This is a genomic window from Steroidobacter agaridevorans (genome assembly GCF_009932555.1).
Lineage (GTDB): Bacteria > Pseudomonadota > Gammaproteobacteria > Steroidobacterales > Steroidobacteraceae > Steroidobacter > Steroidobacter agaridevorans.
In genome coordinates, this window is record NZ_BLJO01000003.1 from 486,805 (window position 1) to 502,718 (window position 15,914).

Below are 15,914 nucleotides of genomic sequence, written 5' to 3' on the forward strand. Positions count from 1 at the left end.
ATTAGTTATCAAGCATGGGTCATTTCGTTCTCAATTCGTCACTTGCAGCATGTATTGCGCCACTGCGAGACGCGTCTCGGGATCGAGATAGTCCTGCGGCGGCATTTCAGGATAGTCGTCGCGCTTCTTCGCCGGCTTCGCGATGTAGTCGGCGAGTCCTTGCGGATTGTCCATGTACAGCGCCTGGATCACTTGCACCGGCGGGCCGATCATGCGGCCGTTGTATGTATGGCAGCCGGTGCAGATGCCGAGATACACGACCTTGCCGCGCTCGCCAGGCTTGATCTCGCGCGGCGGCACAGGCGGCAGCAGGTAATTTACGGTGGCCGAGGTGTTGGTGAAGTCACATTCGGTGAAGTCGCTCACGCCCACGGTCACATACTGATGACGATTGATGATGCAGCTGCCGGGGCTCGGGCCGACGCGCACGATGTCCAGGTTCTTTGCGCCCATCTTGCCCTCGGCGAGCATCAGCGCCTTGGCCTCCGTGATCGTGTCGTAGCCGTTCCGGAGCATCACGTTATCGAGGATCTTCACGCGATCCGAGTTCGGCTCCGATTCCGGATCGGCCGTGATGTTCTGGGCGTGCGCATGATCCGTGACGATGATGCCGGAAACCTTGTTGTCGGAGATGATGTTGCCTTCGATGACCACGTCGTCGGCCGCCATCACCAGGATGCCGGTGCCCGCCGGAATGCCGGACACGGTGGAGCCGGGCGCGCCGAAGTTCGGGTGGTTGTTGCCCACCACGAAGTTGTTACGGAAGATCACATCGACGGTGTCCTTGATCGGCAGGCCGGGCGTGACGAACGCGAGCAGACCGCCCGTGTTGTTGTGCACGTAGTTGTGCTCGACGATGGCGTGGCGGCTGTTCTCGATTTCGATGCCGGCGACGCTGTCGAACACGTCGTTGTGCGCGACCAGGATGTTGTCGCTCATGCCGATATAGATCGCTGCGTCGGCGATCTTCGAGACGACGTTGTGCTCGACGATGCCGTTCTGGCCGAGCTGCGGAAAAATGCCGTACACGCCCGAGTCCACGATCACGTTGTTGCGGATCTCGAAGTTGTTGCCGGCCTGGCCCATGATTCCGTTGCCCTTGTAATTGCGGATCTCCAGGTTCTCGGCGACGAAATTGTTGCCGGAGTAGAGGATGGCGTCGTTGAGTTTCTTCTCGCCGTCGAGCACGGCACGGCGGCCGGCTTCGATCACGCCGATGATGCGGATGTCGTCTTTGTCGACGTACACGGTTTCGTGATACGTGCCGGGCATCACGCGAATGATGGTTCCCTTCGGCGCCGCCTTGATTGCCGCCTGAATCGATTCGCCGTCCTTGACGACCACGACGTTGGTGGGCGCCGGACCCGCGACCGATGTGATGCCAGTCGTGGCGGCGCCGCCTTCGCCCTTGAAGCCGCCGCTGTAGCTGGCGCCTTGCGTGGACGAACTGATCGTCATCTCTTGTTTGCCGCTGCGCCCGAAGAACATGCCGGCGCCGAACGCCACTGCAGCCACGAGCAATCCGATGATGAGGCCCTTCTTCATCTCTTATTCTCCTCGCTTGGTGGGAGCTAAACCGGACGGGACTCGTGCCGGCGTTTGCGGCAGGAACGTCTCGTCGGTCAAGGCGCCCAGAAAATCCACGATCCGATCGACCTCGGTGTCCGTGAGCTTTGGATCCGAGATGTGCCAGTGCAAGTAAAGGTGCATGTCTTTGGGCACGGCATTGCCGCGTCCCTTGTTATAGAAATCCACGACGCCGCGCAGGTCGGCGAATGCGCCGGAATGGGAATAGGGCGCGGTGCGGGTGATGTTTCGAAGCGTGGGTACCTTGAACGCGCCTTTCAGCTTCGGGCTGTGCAGGATGGCTTCGGCGCCCACATCGAACGTATGGCCTTCAGGCTCTGGCATGCCAATGACCGCGATCTGCTCGTTGGTGAACAGGGGCGGCGTATGGCACTCGGAGCAGCGCGCGACGAATGAGCGGAACACATTCAAGCCTTCGATCTCACGATCGGAGAGCGCAGCGTCGTAGCCGTGCGCATAACGGTCGTAACGGCTGTTGAGCGATACGAGCGAGGTCTGGAAAGCAGCGAGCGCGGTGAAAACCTCTTTCTCGGCGATTGGGCCGCGCTGACCGGGGAATGCTTCCTGAAACAGTCGGCGATAGGTCGCGTTGCCGTTCAGGCTCGCGAGCAGTTGAGTCGGCGAGTTGCCCATCTCGCGTGGCGAGTAGAGCGGGCCTGGAGCCTGCGCTTCCAGAGAGTTCGCGCGTGCGTCCCAGAAGAAGCGTTTCAGGAATGCAACGTTCCACAACGTCGGGGCTGCGCGGCCTGCGTCCTCGCCGTGAATGCCAATCGACCTGGCGCGGCCGTCGGATAAGCCGCGGGCAGGATCGTGGCAGCTCGCACAGGACAGAGTCCCATCGCCCGACAGCACCGGATCGAAGAAGAGATAGCGGCCGAGATCGATCTGATAGGGCGTGAATCCGTCCCGGTGCGGCGGCAGAGCGGTGCGCGTGCCGCCGAGGCCGCGATTTTCGAGCGAGTCGTAGAACTGATAGAGCGTGCGCAGCTCGCACACACCGGCTTTGGTTTTCTCGAATCCCGGCGGGCAAGAGGTGTTGAGCGTGAAATCCGTCGCGGCCGGCCCGGTTGCGCCAGCGGTCCCGATGGCCGCGATGAGCAACACGAGCGCGCGAATCATTTCGGGCGGCCCTGCCGATGAATGAACGCGATGATGTCGTCGAGATCGCGTTCTGTCGGCAGCGTTTTGGCCATCATGGCCATCTGCCTTCCAGGCGCATCCTTCGGATCCGTGCCGCGCGCTCCGTCACGGAAGTGCGCAAACTGTCGCTTTATATAGGCTGCATCGAGACCCGCGAGTCGAGGCGCCTTCAACGCTGGATTGCCCTCGGCCTTGCCGCCATGGCAAGCGCCGCACTTGCCCTGGTAAAGGTTATTTCCATTGTGCAGATTTCCGGGGGCGGGCGCTGCATTCACCGTCTTCGGCAGGCTCGCGACATAGCTCGCAACTTTCGCGACGGCCGCGTCATCGGCGAGCGTCGTCGCCATCGCCTGCATCTGAGCGCCGAGTGCATCGGATTTATCAGCGCCGCGTCGGCGATTGCGGTAGTTGAGCAACTGTCGCTCTAGGTATGCCGCGTCCTGGCCGGCAATGGCGGGTGCGTTGAGCGTGGCGTTGCCTTCGCCTTTACTGCCGTGGCACGCAATACACGGTGCAAACAGTTGCTCGCCTTCGGCAGCGAAAGCACCGGCGCCGTACATCAGCAACAGAGTGCCGATCCATGACGTGACCGCGAATCCCCGAGAGTGGCTTATGAGCATCGACAGAGAGATGCTTTATGTTGATTGCTGCTGCGTTTGATACCCGACCTACGAACGGATTGCAATCGGGGTGCAGATGATGTCGCTGCCGCCCTCGAAAACTGTCGGACAGTGGGACTGTGATGTTCGCGACTCTCGCATCCGTCGTATACAACCCGGCGACGGACGCCACGAATACGTCCAGCTCGAAGCAGGCATGGAATTGTCAAACTGAACCTTGTTTCACAGAAAAAACTCTCGTGCATGCACATGCTTGCGAGGATTCACGGCTGACGAGACGTTCAAGCGATGCGACCAGCGACGGTGGCGAGGTTCATGGAAGACGAGCGTTCGCCGAACGTTCCTCGATCGAGTGTGATCCTGTTCTCATGCGTCTTGTGGTGCGCACCGATGCTTCCCGCCGCTGCCTTCGGCCAGGCACGTCCAGATGCCGGTCGACTGCTCGAGCAAGTCGCACCGGAGCCACCGGCGCCGGAGCAGTCCAAAGTACCGCTGCAAGTCCAAGAGCGTCCGGCAATCAAGCTGCCGGTCGGCGAAAGCATCGCGGTCACGCGCCTCAACATCACAGGCGCAACGCGTTTTCCCGTTGAGCAGCTACACGCCGCGATTGCCTCCGAGGCGGAAGGCAAAACACTCAGTCTCGCGCAGCTGCAAGGCGTGGCGCAGCTCCTGACGAATTACTATCGTGAGCGCGGTTACCTGCTGACTCGCGCCTACCTGCCGGCGCAGCAGATCGAAGGCGGCGTGGTCGAGATCGCGATCCTGGAAGGTCGGCTCTCGCAGGTGCGGATCGAGAATGAAGGCGCAGTCAAAGGTCCGGCCCTCGCACCCCTGCGAAGTCTGCCAACCGATGAGCCGCTTTCGACGTCGGAGCTCGAGCACGCGCTGTTGCTGGCTGCCGATCTGCCGGGCGTCGATATCCGTTCGACGCTGACGCCGGGCGCGTCGGTGGGCACCTCGGACCTTCTGGTCGATGTAACAGGCGGGCGGCGGTTTACCGGCGCACTCAGCGCGGATACCTACGGCAATCGCGCCACCGGTGCGGCACGAGCCGGCGCAAATGTCAGTTTCAACAACCCGCTCAATGTGGGCGATCGGCTCAGCGTGGATGCGATGGCCAGCGCGGAGGATCTGTATCACGTGCGCGCGGGCTATCAGTTGCCGATCACGCCGTGGGGCACGCGAATGGGCGTGTCATATGCGTGGCTCGACTATGCGCTGGGCGACGAATTCGAGGCGCTCGACGCCGATGGTACAGCGAAGGTCGCGAGCCTGCATTTGCAGCAGCCCTTCATTCGTAGTCGCGGCTTCAACCTCGCCGGCGAGCTGCAGTACGACGACAAGGATCTGGAAGACCGGCTCGGGGCGTTCGACGTCGCGAGCGACAAACGTTTGCACAACTGGACGCTGGGCCTGAGCGGCGACTTCCGCGACTCGGCAGGGCGGGGTGCGAATGCGTTCGGGGTCCACTATACGCGCGGGCGTCTCGACCTCGATCCACTCAGCCGTGTACTCGATTCATTCACCGCCAGGTCGGGCGGGCACTTCGGTAGATGGAACCTCGGCTATCAGCGCCTGCAGTCGTTCACACCGGCGTTCAGTCTGTACTTCTCTTATGAAGGGCAGCTCGCCAACGGCAATCTCGACTCGGCCGAGAAGATGTCGCTCGGTGGTGCATACGGCGTGCGCGCCTATCCGCAAGGCGAAGCAGCGGCCGATGAAGCGCAGCTGTTCTCTCTCGAAGCGCGGCTGCGTTTACCGCTGCAGTTGTTGGGTGATTGGCAGCTCACGAGTTTCATCGATCACGGCCAGGCAAGGTTGAGCAAAGACCCATGGAGCGTGGCCGATAATCATCGCGAGCTTACCGGTGCTGGCGTCGGCCTCAATCTCAGCAGCGCATCGAGCTGGAGCCTGAAGGCAAGTGTGGCCTGGCGCCTCGGCGATGAGCGAGCCACGAGCGACAGCGACAAATCCCCACGCGGCTGGCTGCACGCTGCGACGTATTTCTAATTAGAAGACTGAACGCGTCGCGCGCCTGCTCGATGCAAGGATTTATCGATGAACCATATTTATCGGCTGATCTGGAATGCTGGCCTGGGCAGCTGGAGCGTCGCTTCGGAGCTGACGCGTTCACGCGGCAAGCGCACGCGCGCGTCGCGTCGTGCACTGACGGTCCTCGCGTTGAGCAACGTGTTGCTGGCTGCGAATGCGTCTGCAGAGTTGCCGATCGGCGGTGAAATCACCTCCGGCGCCGGCTCGATCGCGCAGTCCGGCAGCACACTGAACGTCACACAGAACAGTCAGAACCTGGTCATCGATTGGCAGGGGTTCGACATCGGCAAAGACAACGTCGTGAACTTCACGCAGCCGAACGCTGCATCGATGGCGTTGAATCGCGTGGTGAGCAGCGACCCCTCCGAGATCCTGGGGCAGCTCAACGCGAACGGGCAGGTGTGGCTCATCAATCCGAATGGCGTGCTGTTTGGAAACAATGCTCAAGTCAACGTGGGCGGCCTGGTGGCCTCGACGTTGAACTTGAGCGATGAAGATTTTCTCAGCGGCAAGTACACCTTCAGTGGTGCGAACGGCGCTCGCATCGTCAATCACGGCGCGATCAACGCACACGACGGCGGCTACATCGCGCTGCTCGGCGGGCAGGTGTCCAACCAAGGTGTGATTCGCGCGCGTCTTGGTACCGTGGCGCTGGGAGCAGGCGAGCGCATCACGCTCGACTTCGCCGGCGACTCGCTCTTGAATCTCACGGTTGACGAAGGCGCGCTCGGCGCGCTGGCCGACAATCAGCAGTTGATCCAGGCCGATGGCGGTCAAGTGCTGATGAGCGCCCGTGCCGCAGACGCGGTGTTAGATACGGTTGTGAACAACACCGGCATTATCGAAGCGCATACGGTTGAACGCGAAGGCGGTGTGATCAAGCTGCTCGGCGGTTTCAACGGCGGCACAGTGAATGTCGCCGGTACGCTCGATGCGTCCGCTCCGAATGGCGGCAATGGCGGCTACATCGACACGTCCGGCCACACGGTCAACATCGATGACAACGTCCATATCACGACGGCTGCATCGATCGGAGCGACCGGCACGTGGCTCATCGACCCGACCGACTTCATCATCGCCAACAGCGGCGGGGACATCACTCCCGCGACGCTCACCGCCCAGCTCGCCAGCAGCAACGTCGTGCTCGAAACCATAGACACCGGCGTGGGCCCCGGGGACATCTTCGTGAACAATTCGCTCAGCTGGAGCACGAACACGACGCTGACGCTGCGTGCCGAGCGCAATATCTGGATCAACGCAGCCATCACTAACAGCGCGAACGGCAACCTCGTGCTGCGTGCGGATAAGGACGCTGCCGGCACTGGCAGCGTGGTGTTCGGCGGTGCTGGCCAGCTCACCATGGTCGGCGGCCGCGCGGATCTGTACTACAACCCGGGGAGTTTCGCCGCGCCGACTGACTTCTCGGCGAAGATCAGCGGCACATACACCGCCTGGATGCTGGTGAATAATCTCAGCCAGCTGCAGGACATGAGCACAAATCTCCACGGCGCCTATGCCCTCGGACGTGATATCGACGCGTCTCTCACCGCGGGCTGGAACGGGGGCCTGGGCTTCGTGCCGATCGGCACCACCTCTTCCGAGTTCAGCGGCAACTTCGACGGGCTGAATCACTCCATCAACAACCTGTTCATCAACCGGCCTGGGAGCGATCAGGTCGGTCTGTTCGGAGCGACGGAGAATGCGACGATTCGCAATGTCGTTTTGGTCGATGGCAGCGTGACCGGCGGCAACTCTGTCGGCATGCTGCTGGGGTACGCGTGGAATTCAACAACCACGATCACGAACAGCCACGCGAGCGGCACGGTCAACGGCGCGGCGGCGGTGGGCGGTCTGATCGGCATGTACTATGGGGCGGTCGAGCGTAGTTCAGCCAACGCCACGGTGACCGGTACTCAAGCCATCGGCGGCCTGATCGGGACCAGCTATGGTTCCGTCGATTCGAGTTACAGCACCGGCAATGTGTTCGGAGGCAGACGCGCCGGCGGGTTGATCGGCGACATGGCGAATGGAACGGTTCAGCGCAGTTACGCCACCGGAGCGGTGAGCGGAACGGACTACCTCGGTGGACTGGTTGGACTCATCGGCGGAAGTCCCATCTTCACCCAGTCGATCGTCCAAAGCTACGCGACCGGCGCCGTGAGCGGTGCTTCGTTCGTCGGCGGTCTTGCTGGGTACCTGATGGACTTCGGGTCCATCGACCAGGCCTACGCCACCGGCGCCGTGACCGGCACTTCGCTTGTCGGTGGACTCATCGGGGTGAGCAGCGGCACCCTCACCAACGCGTTCTGGGATGTGCAGCGTTCCGGTACGTATGTTGGCGTTGGCCAGCGGATCAACCCCGGCTCCGGATTGGGCGTTGGCGTGACGACTGCCCAAATGATGCAGCAGTCGACATTTTCTGGTTGGAATATTTCCGGCGCGGGCGGCAGCAGCGCCGCGTGGCGCATTTACGAAGGCCAGACGGCTCCGCTACTGCGCAACTTCCTCACGCCGCTGACGGTTACCGTCGGCAATACTTCCAGAGTCTATGATGGGACCCACTGGAGCGGCGGCAGCGCCGTGGCCTACAGCGGTTTCCGCATGGGCGAGGATGCGAATGACCTGCTCGGGAGCTTCAATTACGGAGGCACAGCGCAGGGTGCACGCAACGTCGGCACGTACTCGATTGTGGGCACGGGCCAGTATTCCGGCCAGCAGGGATATGACATCGAGTACGTCGCGAGCTCGCTGACAATCACTCCACGCGCACTCACGATCGATGCGCTCGGCGTGGATCGCATCTACGACGGCACGACCGATGCGACCGTGACGTTCACCGATAACCGGGTCGCCGGCGACGATCTGACGTTTACGTATAGCGCCGCGTTCGATGACAGAAATGCCGGCGACGACAAGAACATCGACGTCGCGTCGATCGGTGTTTCAGGCGCCGATGCGGGCAATTACACCTGGAATACGACTGCCGCCACCACAGCGGACATCGGGCGCGCAACGCTGACCGTCACGGGTGCGACAGCGCAGGATCGCGTCTATGACGGCACGACCGACGCCACGATCAGCGGGGCTACCCTCGATGGCGTGTTGGGTTCGGATGCCGTGGCGCTCACGAATGCAACGATCGGAAGCTTTGGCGACAAGAACGTTGCAATCGACAAGGCGATCAGCACGGCGATGGGGCTGAGCGGCGCGGACGCCGATAACTACATCCTCGTTCAACCGGTGAGCTTGAGCGCCGATATCAGTCGCGCCACGCTCACTGTCACGGGCGCGGCAGCGCAGGATCGGGTATACGACGGTACGGCCGACGCTACTATCAGCGGCGCTGCGCTCGCGGGCGTTGTCGGCGTTGACGCGGTGGCATTGACGAATGCAACCGCCGGGAGCTTCGGCGATAAGCACGTTGGCGCCGATAAGTCGGTGAGCACGGCAATGGGACTGAGCGGCGCCGACGCCGACAATTACATTCTCGTTCAACCCGTCAGCTTGACTGCCGACATCACGCCGCGTGCGCTGCTCGTCTCTGCATCAGGCCAGGACCGGGTTTATAACGGAACGACTGCGGCCAGTGTGTCTCTGAGCGACAATCGAATTGCAGGCGACAACCTCACGCTTGCTTATGGCAGCGCGCAGTTCTCGGATGGCGAAGCCGGCAGCGATAAATCGATCGAGGTCATCGACATCACCGCGAGTGGCGCCGACGCCGGCAACTACGTCTGGAACACCAGCGCGCAGACCATGGCCGATATCACTCCCGCAGGCGGCCCGAACCCCGAGCCTGTTCCTGCTCCGACGCTGCCCCTCACGCTCGACGGCATCTCGCCGGAAATGCGGGGCAGCGATCGAGTGCAGTTCTCACCTGCGCACGATCAACTGCTGATCAATCACGGTATCCGCCTGCCGCACGGGGTGGAATAACGCTGTGTCCGCTCTCATGGCAATGAGAACTCCGAAACGCTCAACGGTGCGTGCGCGAAGCGCGCTTCGCGCACAGCGCCGTTGAAGTAACTCGCCCGGTTGATTCGCGTCCCGATGGAGGTGCGGCCGGCGCCCTGAGCCTGGAACGGCATCGAGGCCTCCGTTTGCAGTTCCGCGTTCACGTAAGAGCGATACCTCGCTCCATCGTAAGTCTGCGCGACGTGATACCACCGGCCGGTCGGAAAACGTTTCTCCGTCGCCACGAGCGCCTTGTTGTATCCGGGCCCGAGCATGAAGGCGTCGAGATACCACTCGTCTCGCACCACACGGATTTCGAACATGATCCTGGTGCTGCCTTCATTCGACTGCAAGTGAAACCAGCGCTGCTCGAATGCGCCACCGTCCGGGCGGAACACAGCCTCGAAGGTGAAGGTAGTGGCGCCCGCCAGCGGATGATGGTCGATAAACAACGCGTCATGCTGGCCGTCGAAAGCCACCGCATTGCCCCACGGACTCGGGACCAGCTTGGGTTGTCCTTCCAGCGTGACGGGTCGAGCGCCGATCCGCTGCAGATTATCGAAGGTCCATACTTCCGAGCGTGGTGAGCAGAATGCGATAGGTTGATGCAGACTCAGCGCCGCGGCGGCGCCGGCTTGCAGAAAATTTCGTCGGTCGAGCAGCTTCATGCGCCCGATAGTATCTGCGTCATCATCGACGTCGTCGAGCCAAGGTGAGTTGCTCGTTCTTTAGAATAACTCAGACAACTGTTGACAACCGCGGTTGAGGCATTGAGTATTGCCCGGCGATCCTCGGCACGTAGCAGGGCGCCACATCGAAATGCAGATTCAATTCTGGCGGCCGTTCACGGTCTGCCTCGCGCTTGCGTTGTCTGGAATTGCCAGCGCACAGTCGCCGCCATCCGAACGATCGAACGTGCAGGTCTCTGTGAATACGGCGCAAGCCGTCGGTGAGCTGCCCGCGGTATGGCGCTTCTTCGGCGCGGACGAGCCGAACTACGCGACCATGAAAGATGGTCGAAAGCTCTTGCGCGCGTTGGGCGAACTGCGGCCGCAGCAGGTTTATTTCCGCGCGCACAATCTGTTGAACACGGGCGACGGCACGCCGGCGTTCAAATGGGGCAGCACCAACGCGTATACCGAAACGGCCGATGGCCAGCCGGTTTACGATTGGACGATCGTCGACGGCATCATCGATGCCTACCGAGCGAACGGCGTGCGGCCGTACTTGCAGATCGGCTTCATGCCGCAAGCGTTGTCCAGCGCACCGCCGGGCACGCCTTATCAGCACGCCTGGCGGCCCGGCTTCAAATATGACCTGATCACCACGGGCTGGGCCTACCCGCCGAAGAGCTATGAGAAGTGGGGCGAGCTCGTTTATCAATGGACGCTGCATAACGTCGAGCGCTACGGACGCGCCGAAGTCGAGCAGTGGTACTTCGAGCTGTGGAACGAGGCGAACTTTCCGACCTACTGGCGTGGCTCGCCCGAAGATTTCTATCGCTTGCACGACGTCTCTGTCGCTGCGATTCGCCGCGCGCTGCCCACCGCTCGCGTCGGCGGCCCAGACGTCGCAGGACCGGGCGGTGCATTCATGGATGGGTTTCTGGCGCACGTGGCGCGCGGGCGAAATTACAGCACGGGTGAGATCGGCACGCCGACGGACTTTCTTTCCTTTCACGCCAAGGGCAGGCCGACGGTCGTCGATGGGCATGTGCGCATGGGCATCGCTGCGCACCTGAAGGATGTCGCCGGCGGCTTCGGGAAGATTGCGGCCGTGCCGGAGCTGGCCCGCAAGCCCATCGTCATCGGTGAAAGCGATCCCGAAGGCTGCGCCGCCTGTCCGGGTCCGCAGAACGCATATCGCAACGGAACCCTGTATTCCAGCTACACCGCCGCGAGCTTTGCACGCATCTGGCAGCTGGCGAAGGAGCACAAGGTCAATCTGGAGGGCGTGCTCTCGTGGTCCTTCACGTTCGAGAATCAGCCGTGGTTTGCAGGGTATCGTCAGCTCGCCACCAATGGCATCGATCTGCCGGTGCTCAATGTATTCCGATTGTTCAGCAAGCTCGGCCCCATGCAGCTCGAAGCGCACAGCAGTGCTCAAGTGTCATTGCAGGAGATCATGAATCAGGGAGTGAGCGGAGCCAGCGATGTCGGCGTGCTCGCTACTCGTGCCGAGCGCAATGTGCAGGTGCTGCTATGGAACTATCACGACGACGAACTCGCGGGCACTGACGCGACAGTCTCGCTGAATCTCAGCGGTCTCGGCCGCGGCGATCGCACCGTTACATTGTGGTACGTGGATCCGCAGCGTGCGAACGCCTTCTCGGCTTGGAAGGCGATGGGCTCGCCGCAGTCGCCGAATGAAGTCCAATACCAGCAACTCGAGCAGGCGTCACGACTCCTGCCAACTCAGGCCAAACCGTTATCCGTGAAATCAGGACGCGCCACGCTCGATGTGGATGTGCCGCGTCAGGCTGTAGTGCTGGTGGAGCTGACGCAATCATGATCGCTGGACGATGGCTCATCGCGCTCGTGTCGTGCCTGTGCTGGACGGCTCACGCGGCGCCCGCTCGAGTGCAAATCGATCTGGCTCGGGAGAAAGCCATCAGCCCGGATTTGATGGGGGTGTTCTTCGAAGACCTGAATCATGCCGGCGACGGTGGCCTGTATGGGGAACTGGTGCAGAATCGTTCGTTCGAGTTTTCCGCCACGGAACAATCGGATTGGAACAATCTGACGTTCTGGACGCTCGCCCCGCGGGGCGCGGCGAAAGGAAACGTCGTTGTGGAGCAGGCGTGGCCGGTTCATGAAAACAATCCGCACTACGCGGTGCTCGAGACATTGGTTGCGGCTCCCGAAGGCATGGCGCTCGCCAATTCCGGATTTCAAGGCGTCTTCGTTCAAGCCGGCGAGCAGTACGAGGTCTCCTTGTTTGGCCGCTCGCTGTATGTTGGGGAGCGCTGGAAGAATCCATCGCAGGGCGCTTTGCCGCTGAGCGTGCGATTGGAGAGCGCGGACGGAACGTTGCTGGCGCAGAGCCGGTTCGAAATCAGCCCGGGAGAGTGGCAGCGATATAGCGCAAAGCTGCAACCCGAGCGGACGGATCGCGCAGCACGCGTCGTGCTCGTGGCCCCCGAACTGGGCGCACTTGCACTCGATGAGGTCTCGCTATTCCCAGTGAAAACATTCCGGGGACGCTCCAACGGAATGCGTGCGGATCTTGCGCAGGCAATCGCCGATCTCAAGCCAAGGTTCATTCGTTTTCCCGGCGGCTGCCTCGTGCATGGCAATGGCATAGGAAACATGTACCGGTGGAAAGACACCATCGGCCCGGTCGAACAGCGCCGTCAGCAGGCCAATCTGTGGGGCTATCACCAAACCGTCGGCGTCGGCTTTTACGAATATTTCCAGTTTGCCGAGGATGTCGGCGCGAAGCCGGTGCCGGTCGTTCCTGCCGGGGTGTGTTGTCAGAACTCCGATCGCCAGGGCGGCACCGGGCAGCGTGGCCTGCCGCTGGAGTCCATGGACGATTACGTGCAGGAGGTGCTGGATCTCATCGAGTATGCCAATGGACCCGTGACCTCGAAGTGGGGCGCACGCCGGGCGGCTGCCGGTCATCCGGAGCCATTCAATCTCGAGTATCTGGGCGTGGGCAACGAGGACCGCATCACATTCCTGTTCAAGAAACGTTTCGAGATGATTTACGCGGCGGTGAAGGCGAAGCATCCGGAGATCACCGTGATCGGCACGGTGGGGCCGTTCGCCGAAGGCGACGATTTCGAGCAGGGTTGGCAGATCGCCGACCAGCTCCGCCTGCCGATGGTCGACGAACACTACTACGTCAGTCCCGATTGGTTCTGGCAGAACCTCAGTCGTTACGATCGTTACGATCGCGCGAAGTCCCACGTCTATCTCGGTGAGTATGCCGCGCACGAAAAGGACCGTCGCAGCACGCTGCGCGCCGCCCTGGCGGAAGCGGCGCATTTGACGAGTCTCGAACGCAATGCCGATATCGTGCGCATGGCATCGTACGCGCCACTGCTCGGTCGCGAAGACTTGCTCGACTGGACGCCCAATCTCATCTACTTCAACGGCAGCGATGGGGTGTTCCCGACGTTGAGCTATGAGGTGCAAAAGCTGTTCGGGACCAATGGCGGCGATCGATACGTGCACAGCACCGTAACTGGGCTGGCTGCCGATCAGCGCGTCGCGCTTTCGACCGTTCGCGACAGCGCCAGCGGCGATCTCATCTTGAAGATAGTGAATGCAGAAGAGCAGCCGGTCGCGCTGACGTTCGACCTGCAGGGCGGCAAACAACCGCGCTCGACCGCACAGGTGACGGTGTTGAAAGGAACCGCCGACGAAACCAACGACTACCGCAACGGCAAAGTGCTCAAGCCCGTTACGACGGCGCTCCGCGTCGCTGACAAGTCGTTTCCTTACACCGCTCCGTCGAATTCGCTGACGATCATTCGCCTGGCGCACTGAGCAGCTCCGCGTCATGCGCGTAGAGCCATGCAATCGCCTGCAGCGACCAATCGGTCGTGCCACTGGCCATCACCGCGTCGCGCTCCGATTGGGCGGGGCCGTCGGGTAGATGGAAGCGACGCTTGTTCTCTTCGGACAAGCTCTGGAGATGCGATGCTCGCGGCAGTCGTAAACGTTCGTACCGGTTCAGTGATTCGTCGACCTGCGCGGAGCTGATTGCCGCCAGGCATGCGGCCAAGGTCGCGCCATCTTCGATGGATTGCGCGGCGCCTTGACCCATGAAAGGCAGCATGGCGTGACACGCATCGCCGAGCAACGTCACGCGCCCGACGGACCACCGCGCCATGGGCTTGCGATCGAAGAGGGCCCAAATGAACGTCTCGTCGCTCGCTCGCAAAATCTCGCTCAGCTGCGGGTGCCAACCCTCGAAAGCAGCGAGCGCATCGGACACGTCGCCGCGGTCGGTCCATGATTCTCGGGTCCACGTGTCTTGCTCGACGACGGCGACAAAATTCACCAGCCGGCGACCGCGCACGAAGTAATGCACGAAGTGCTTGCCCGGCCCCATCCAGATTTGAGCGGTGGTTTCCAGGTTCAGATGAGCCAGACGCTCCGCCGGCACCAAGCCGCGATAGGCCGCGCATCCAGTGAAGTTCGGGTGCTCCGGGCCGAACGCCAGGCGACGCACGACCGAATGAATCCCGTCGGCGCCGACGACTGCATCGCTCACGATCCGAGTGCCGTTCTCGAAGGTGGCTTCCGTCGAATCGCCGTGATCGACCAATGTCGTGAGCCGATGGCCGAGGTGCAGATTCTGCGACGGCAGGGCGCTCGCGAGCGCATCGAGAAGATCCGCTCGATGCAGATGGTAATAAGGAGCGCCGAAGGTCTTCTCGACGAGCTCTCCAAGCGGCGCTCGAAGCAACGTGCGGCCGTCGTCCCAACGTCGCTGATGTAAGGCCACTGGCTTCACGCCGGTCGCTGTCAATTGCTCCGCAAGACCCAGTCGATGCAGGATGCGCGATGCGTTGGGACTGATCTGGATACCCGCGCCCACCTCGCCGAGCGTTCGCGCCTGCTCATAAACGTGAGCATCGACACCGGCTCTCAAAAGCGATAACGCCGCCGCGAGACCGCCGATGCCGCCACCGACGATCGCTACCGAGATTCCTTTCTTCATCACTCAACGTTTCTTTGCCGGGAGAGACGCAGATAATCGCCCACCAGCCACAGCGCTGAGAGCATGACCAACGTGATTGCCGTGCCGGCCCAACGCAGCCACTGATCCGGATGGGTCACCGCGCCGGGCAGCCAGGCGAATGCAGCGAAACACAGATACATGAGACTGCCCAGGCGCGTGGCGAGAATCGCGAGCCGGTCGACGATCAGCGCTATGCCCACTGCGAGGTGGCCCGCGCCAGTGAAGAGCGCCCAGAACATCGCATCTCCCGGCAGCCACGCCGGAACCATGCTCATGGTTCCTTCGAGAGCGACCACGTGCGCGAGTCCGAATACGATCGAGCAGCAGCCGTAAGCAATCCGAGCAACCGTTGGACCGAAATGCCAAAGGCGGGCGCTTTCTGGCGACAGCCGAGCCCAGACAGTGGCGGCGCCGGCAACGGTCGCCAGATGTTCGGCGATCCCAAGCCAGGGCTGTACGGAGCGAAAGACGGACAGCCAGGAGGCAGCGTAGGCGAGAAACAAAACAATCTGCGTGATTGCAGCGATCCGTCGCGTGCGGGAAAAGAACAACCCCGCGCCGGAAAGTACCAGGAGAGTCGAAGAGAGGAAGGCGAGCGGCTGGCGAAACGGCATGCCTTCCGGAAAAGGTTGCCAGAAGATGGTGAAGTCGCCCTGTAGAAAGCACGCGATTCCAAAGCAAACCGTTGAGAAACCCAGCATCCTGGCGCCCAACCAAGGGTCGTCCACAATTCGACTAAGGGGTCCGGCGCGCACGATGGCTCCTGTCAGGCAAGGGGACGTTGAGCATCGCAGTTGCTGCTGCCGCGGACTTGGGGAATATTGCTGCAAGTTGCCTGTTGAATCGTCGTTCTCACAACCTCCGCGC

General features: G+C 61.8%; 10 protein-coding genes. 4 read left to right on the forward strand and 6 right to left on the reverse strand.

The window, feature by feature from the left end; translation table 11 throughout:
- Positions 1 to 30: 30 nt before the first annotated feature.
- From GYH35_RS13000 to GYH35_RS13010, 3 genes are read right to left on the reverse strand one after another with little or no spacing between them, the layout of a single operon-like run.
- Complete coding sequence (locus GYH35_RS13000) at positions 31 to 1,545, reverse strand: parallel beta-helix domain-containing protein (RefSeq protein ID WP_161812249.1); 1,515 nt, start codon at positions 1,543 to 1,545, stop codon at positions 31 to 33.
- A 3-nt stretch (positions 1,546 to 1,548) separates the two neighbouring features.
- On the reverse strand, positions 1,549 to 2,706 hold the full coding sequence (locus GYH35_RS13005) for a cytochrome-c peroxidase (RefSeq protein WP_161812250.1): 1,158 nt from the start codon (positions 2,704 to 2,706) through the stop codon (positions 1,549 to 1,551).
- Entirely contained in the window at positions 2,703 to 3,347 is a 645-nt protein-coding gene (locus GYH35_RS13010) for a c-type cytochrome (RefSeq protein ID WP_161812251.1), read from the reverse strand. Before GYH35_RS13010 ends, GYH35_RS13005 begins: the two co-directional genes overlap by 4 nt.
- Positions 3,348 to 3,737: 390 nt before the next feature.
- Here GYH35_RS13010 and GYH35_RS13015 point away from each other — a divergent pair, with 390 nt between their 5' ends.
- Both GYH35_RS13015 and GYH35_RS13020 read left to right on the forward strand, forming a co-directional pair.
- Positions 3,738 to 5,357, forward strand: a complete 1,620-nt coding sequence (locus GYH35_RS13015; RefSeq protein WP_161828617.1) for a ShlB/FhaC/HecB family hemolysin secretion/activation protein — start codon at positions 3,738 to 3,740, stop codon at positions 5,355 to 5,357.
- 48 nt (positions 5,358 to 5,405) lie between these two features.
- The gene (locus GYH35_RS13020) at positions 5,406 to 9,335 is read left to right on the forward strand and encodes a YDG domain-containing protein (protein WP_161828618.1); all 3,930 of its coding nucleotides are present in this window, start codon (positions 5,406 to 5,408) and stop codon (positions 9,333 to 9,335) included.
- A gap of 14 nt (positions 9,336 to 9,349) precedes the next feature.
- Here the strand turns inward: GYH35_RS13020 and GYH35_RS13025 are convergent, their stop codons facing one another.
- The gene (locus GYH35_RS13025) at positions 9,350 to 10,021 is read right to left on the reverse strand and encodes a LamG domain-containing protein (protein WP_161828619.1); all 672 of its coding nucleotides are present in this window, start codon (positions 10,019 to 10,021) and stop codon (positions 9,350 to 9,352) included.
- Between the two features lie 151 nt (positions 10,022 to 10,172).
- Between GYH35_RS13025 and GYH35_RS13030 the strand changes: the two genes are divergently transcribed.
- Together GYH35_RS13030 and GYH35_RS13035 are read left to right on the forward strand one after the other, a co-directional pair.
- Entirely contained in the window at positions 10,173 to 11,864 is a 1,692-nt protein-coding gene (locus GYH35_RS13030) for a GH39 family glycosyl hydrolase (protein WP_161828620.1), read from the forward strand.
- A complete protein-coding gene (locus GYH35_RS13035) occupies positions 11,861 to 13,846 on the forward strand; it encodes an alpha-L-arabinofuranosidase C-terminal domain-containing protein (RefSeq protein ID WP_161828621.1) in 1,986 nt (661 codons plus the stop codon). Before GYH35_RS13030 ends, GYH35_RS13035 begins: the two co-directional genes overlap by 4 nt.
- Here the strand turns inward: GYH35_RS13035 and GYH35_RS13040 are convergent.
- On the reverse strand, positions 13,827 to 15,026 hold the full coding sequence (locus GYH35_RS13040) for an FAD-dependent monooxygenase (protein WP_161828622.1): 1,200 nt from the start codon (positions 15,024 to 15,026) through the stop codon (positions 13,827 to 13,829). The genes GYH35_RS13035 and GYH35_RS13040 overlap by 20 nt on opposite strands.
- Complete coding sequence (locus GYH35_RS13045; protein WP_161828623.1) at positions 15,026 to 15,802, reverse strand: DoxX family membrane protein; 777 nt, start codon at positions 15,800 to 15,802, stop codon at positions 15,026 to 15,028. Before GYH35_RS13045 ends, GYH35_RS13040 begins: the two co-directional genes overlap by 1 nt.
- Between the last annotated feature and the right edge of the window lie 112 nt (positions 15,803 to 15,914).

Excerpts from the sequence above, each read along its gene's own strand:
- GYH35_RS13000 (WP_161812249.1), bottom strand. The coding sequence starts at position 1,545 with ATGAAGAAGGGCCTCATCATCGGATTGCTCGTGGCTGCAGTGGCGTTC.
- GYH35_RS13005 (WP_161812250.1), bottom strand. The coding sequence starts at position 2,706 with ATGATTCGCGCGCTCGTGTTGCTCATCGCGGCCATCGGGACCGCTGGC.
- GYH35_RS13010 (WP_161812251.1), bottom strand. The coding sequence starts at position 3,347 with ATGCTCATAAGCCACTCTCGGGGATTCGCGGTCACGTCATGGATCGGC.
- GYH35_RS13015 (WP_161828617.1), top strand. The coding sequence starts at position 3,738 with ATGCTTCCCGCCGCTGCCTTCGGCCAGGCACGTCCAGATGCCGGTCGA.
- GYH35_RS13020 (WP_161828618.1), top strand. The coding sequence starts at position 5,406 with ATGAACCATATTTATCGGCTGATCTGGAATGCTGGCCTGGGCAGCTGG.
- GYH35_RS13025 (WP_161828619.1), bottom strand. The coding sequence starts at position 10,021 with ATGAAGCTGCTCGACCGACGAAATTTTCTGCAAGCCGGCGCCGCCGCG.
- GYH35_RS13030 (WP_161828620.1), top strand. The coding sequence starts at position 10,173 with ATGCAGATTCAATTCTGGCGGCCGTTCACGGTCTGCCTCGCGCTTGCG.
- GYH35_RS13035 (WP_161828621.1), top strand. The coding sequence starts at position 11,861 with ATGATCGCTGGACGATGGCTCATCGCGCTCGTGTCGTGCCTGTGCTGG.
- GYH35_RS13040 (WP_161828622.1), bottom strand. The coding sequence starts at position 15,026 with ATGAAGAAAGGAATCTCGGTAGCGATCGTCGGTGGCGGCATCGGCGGT.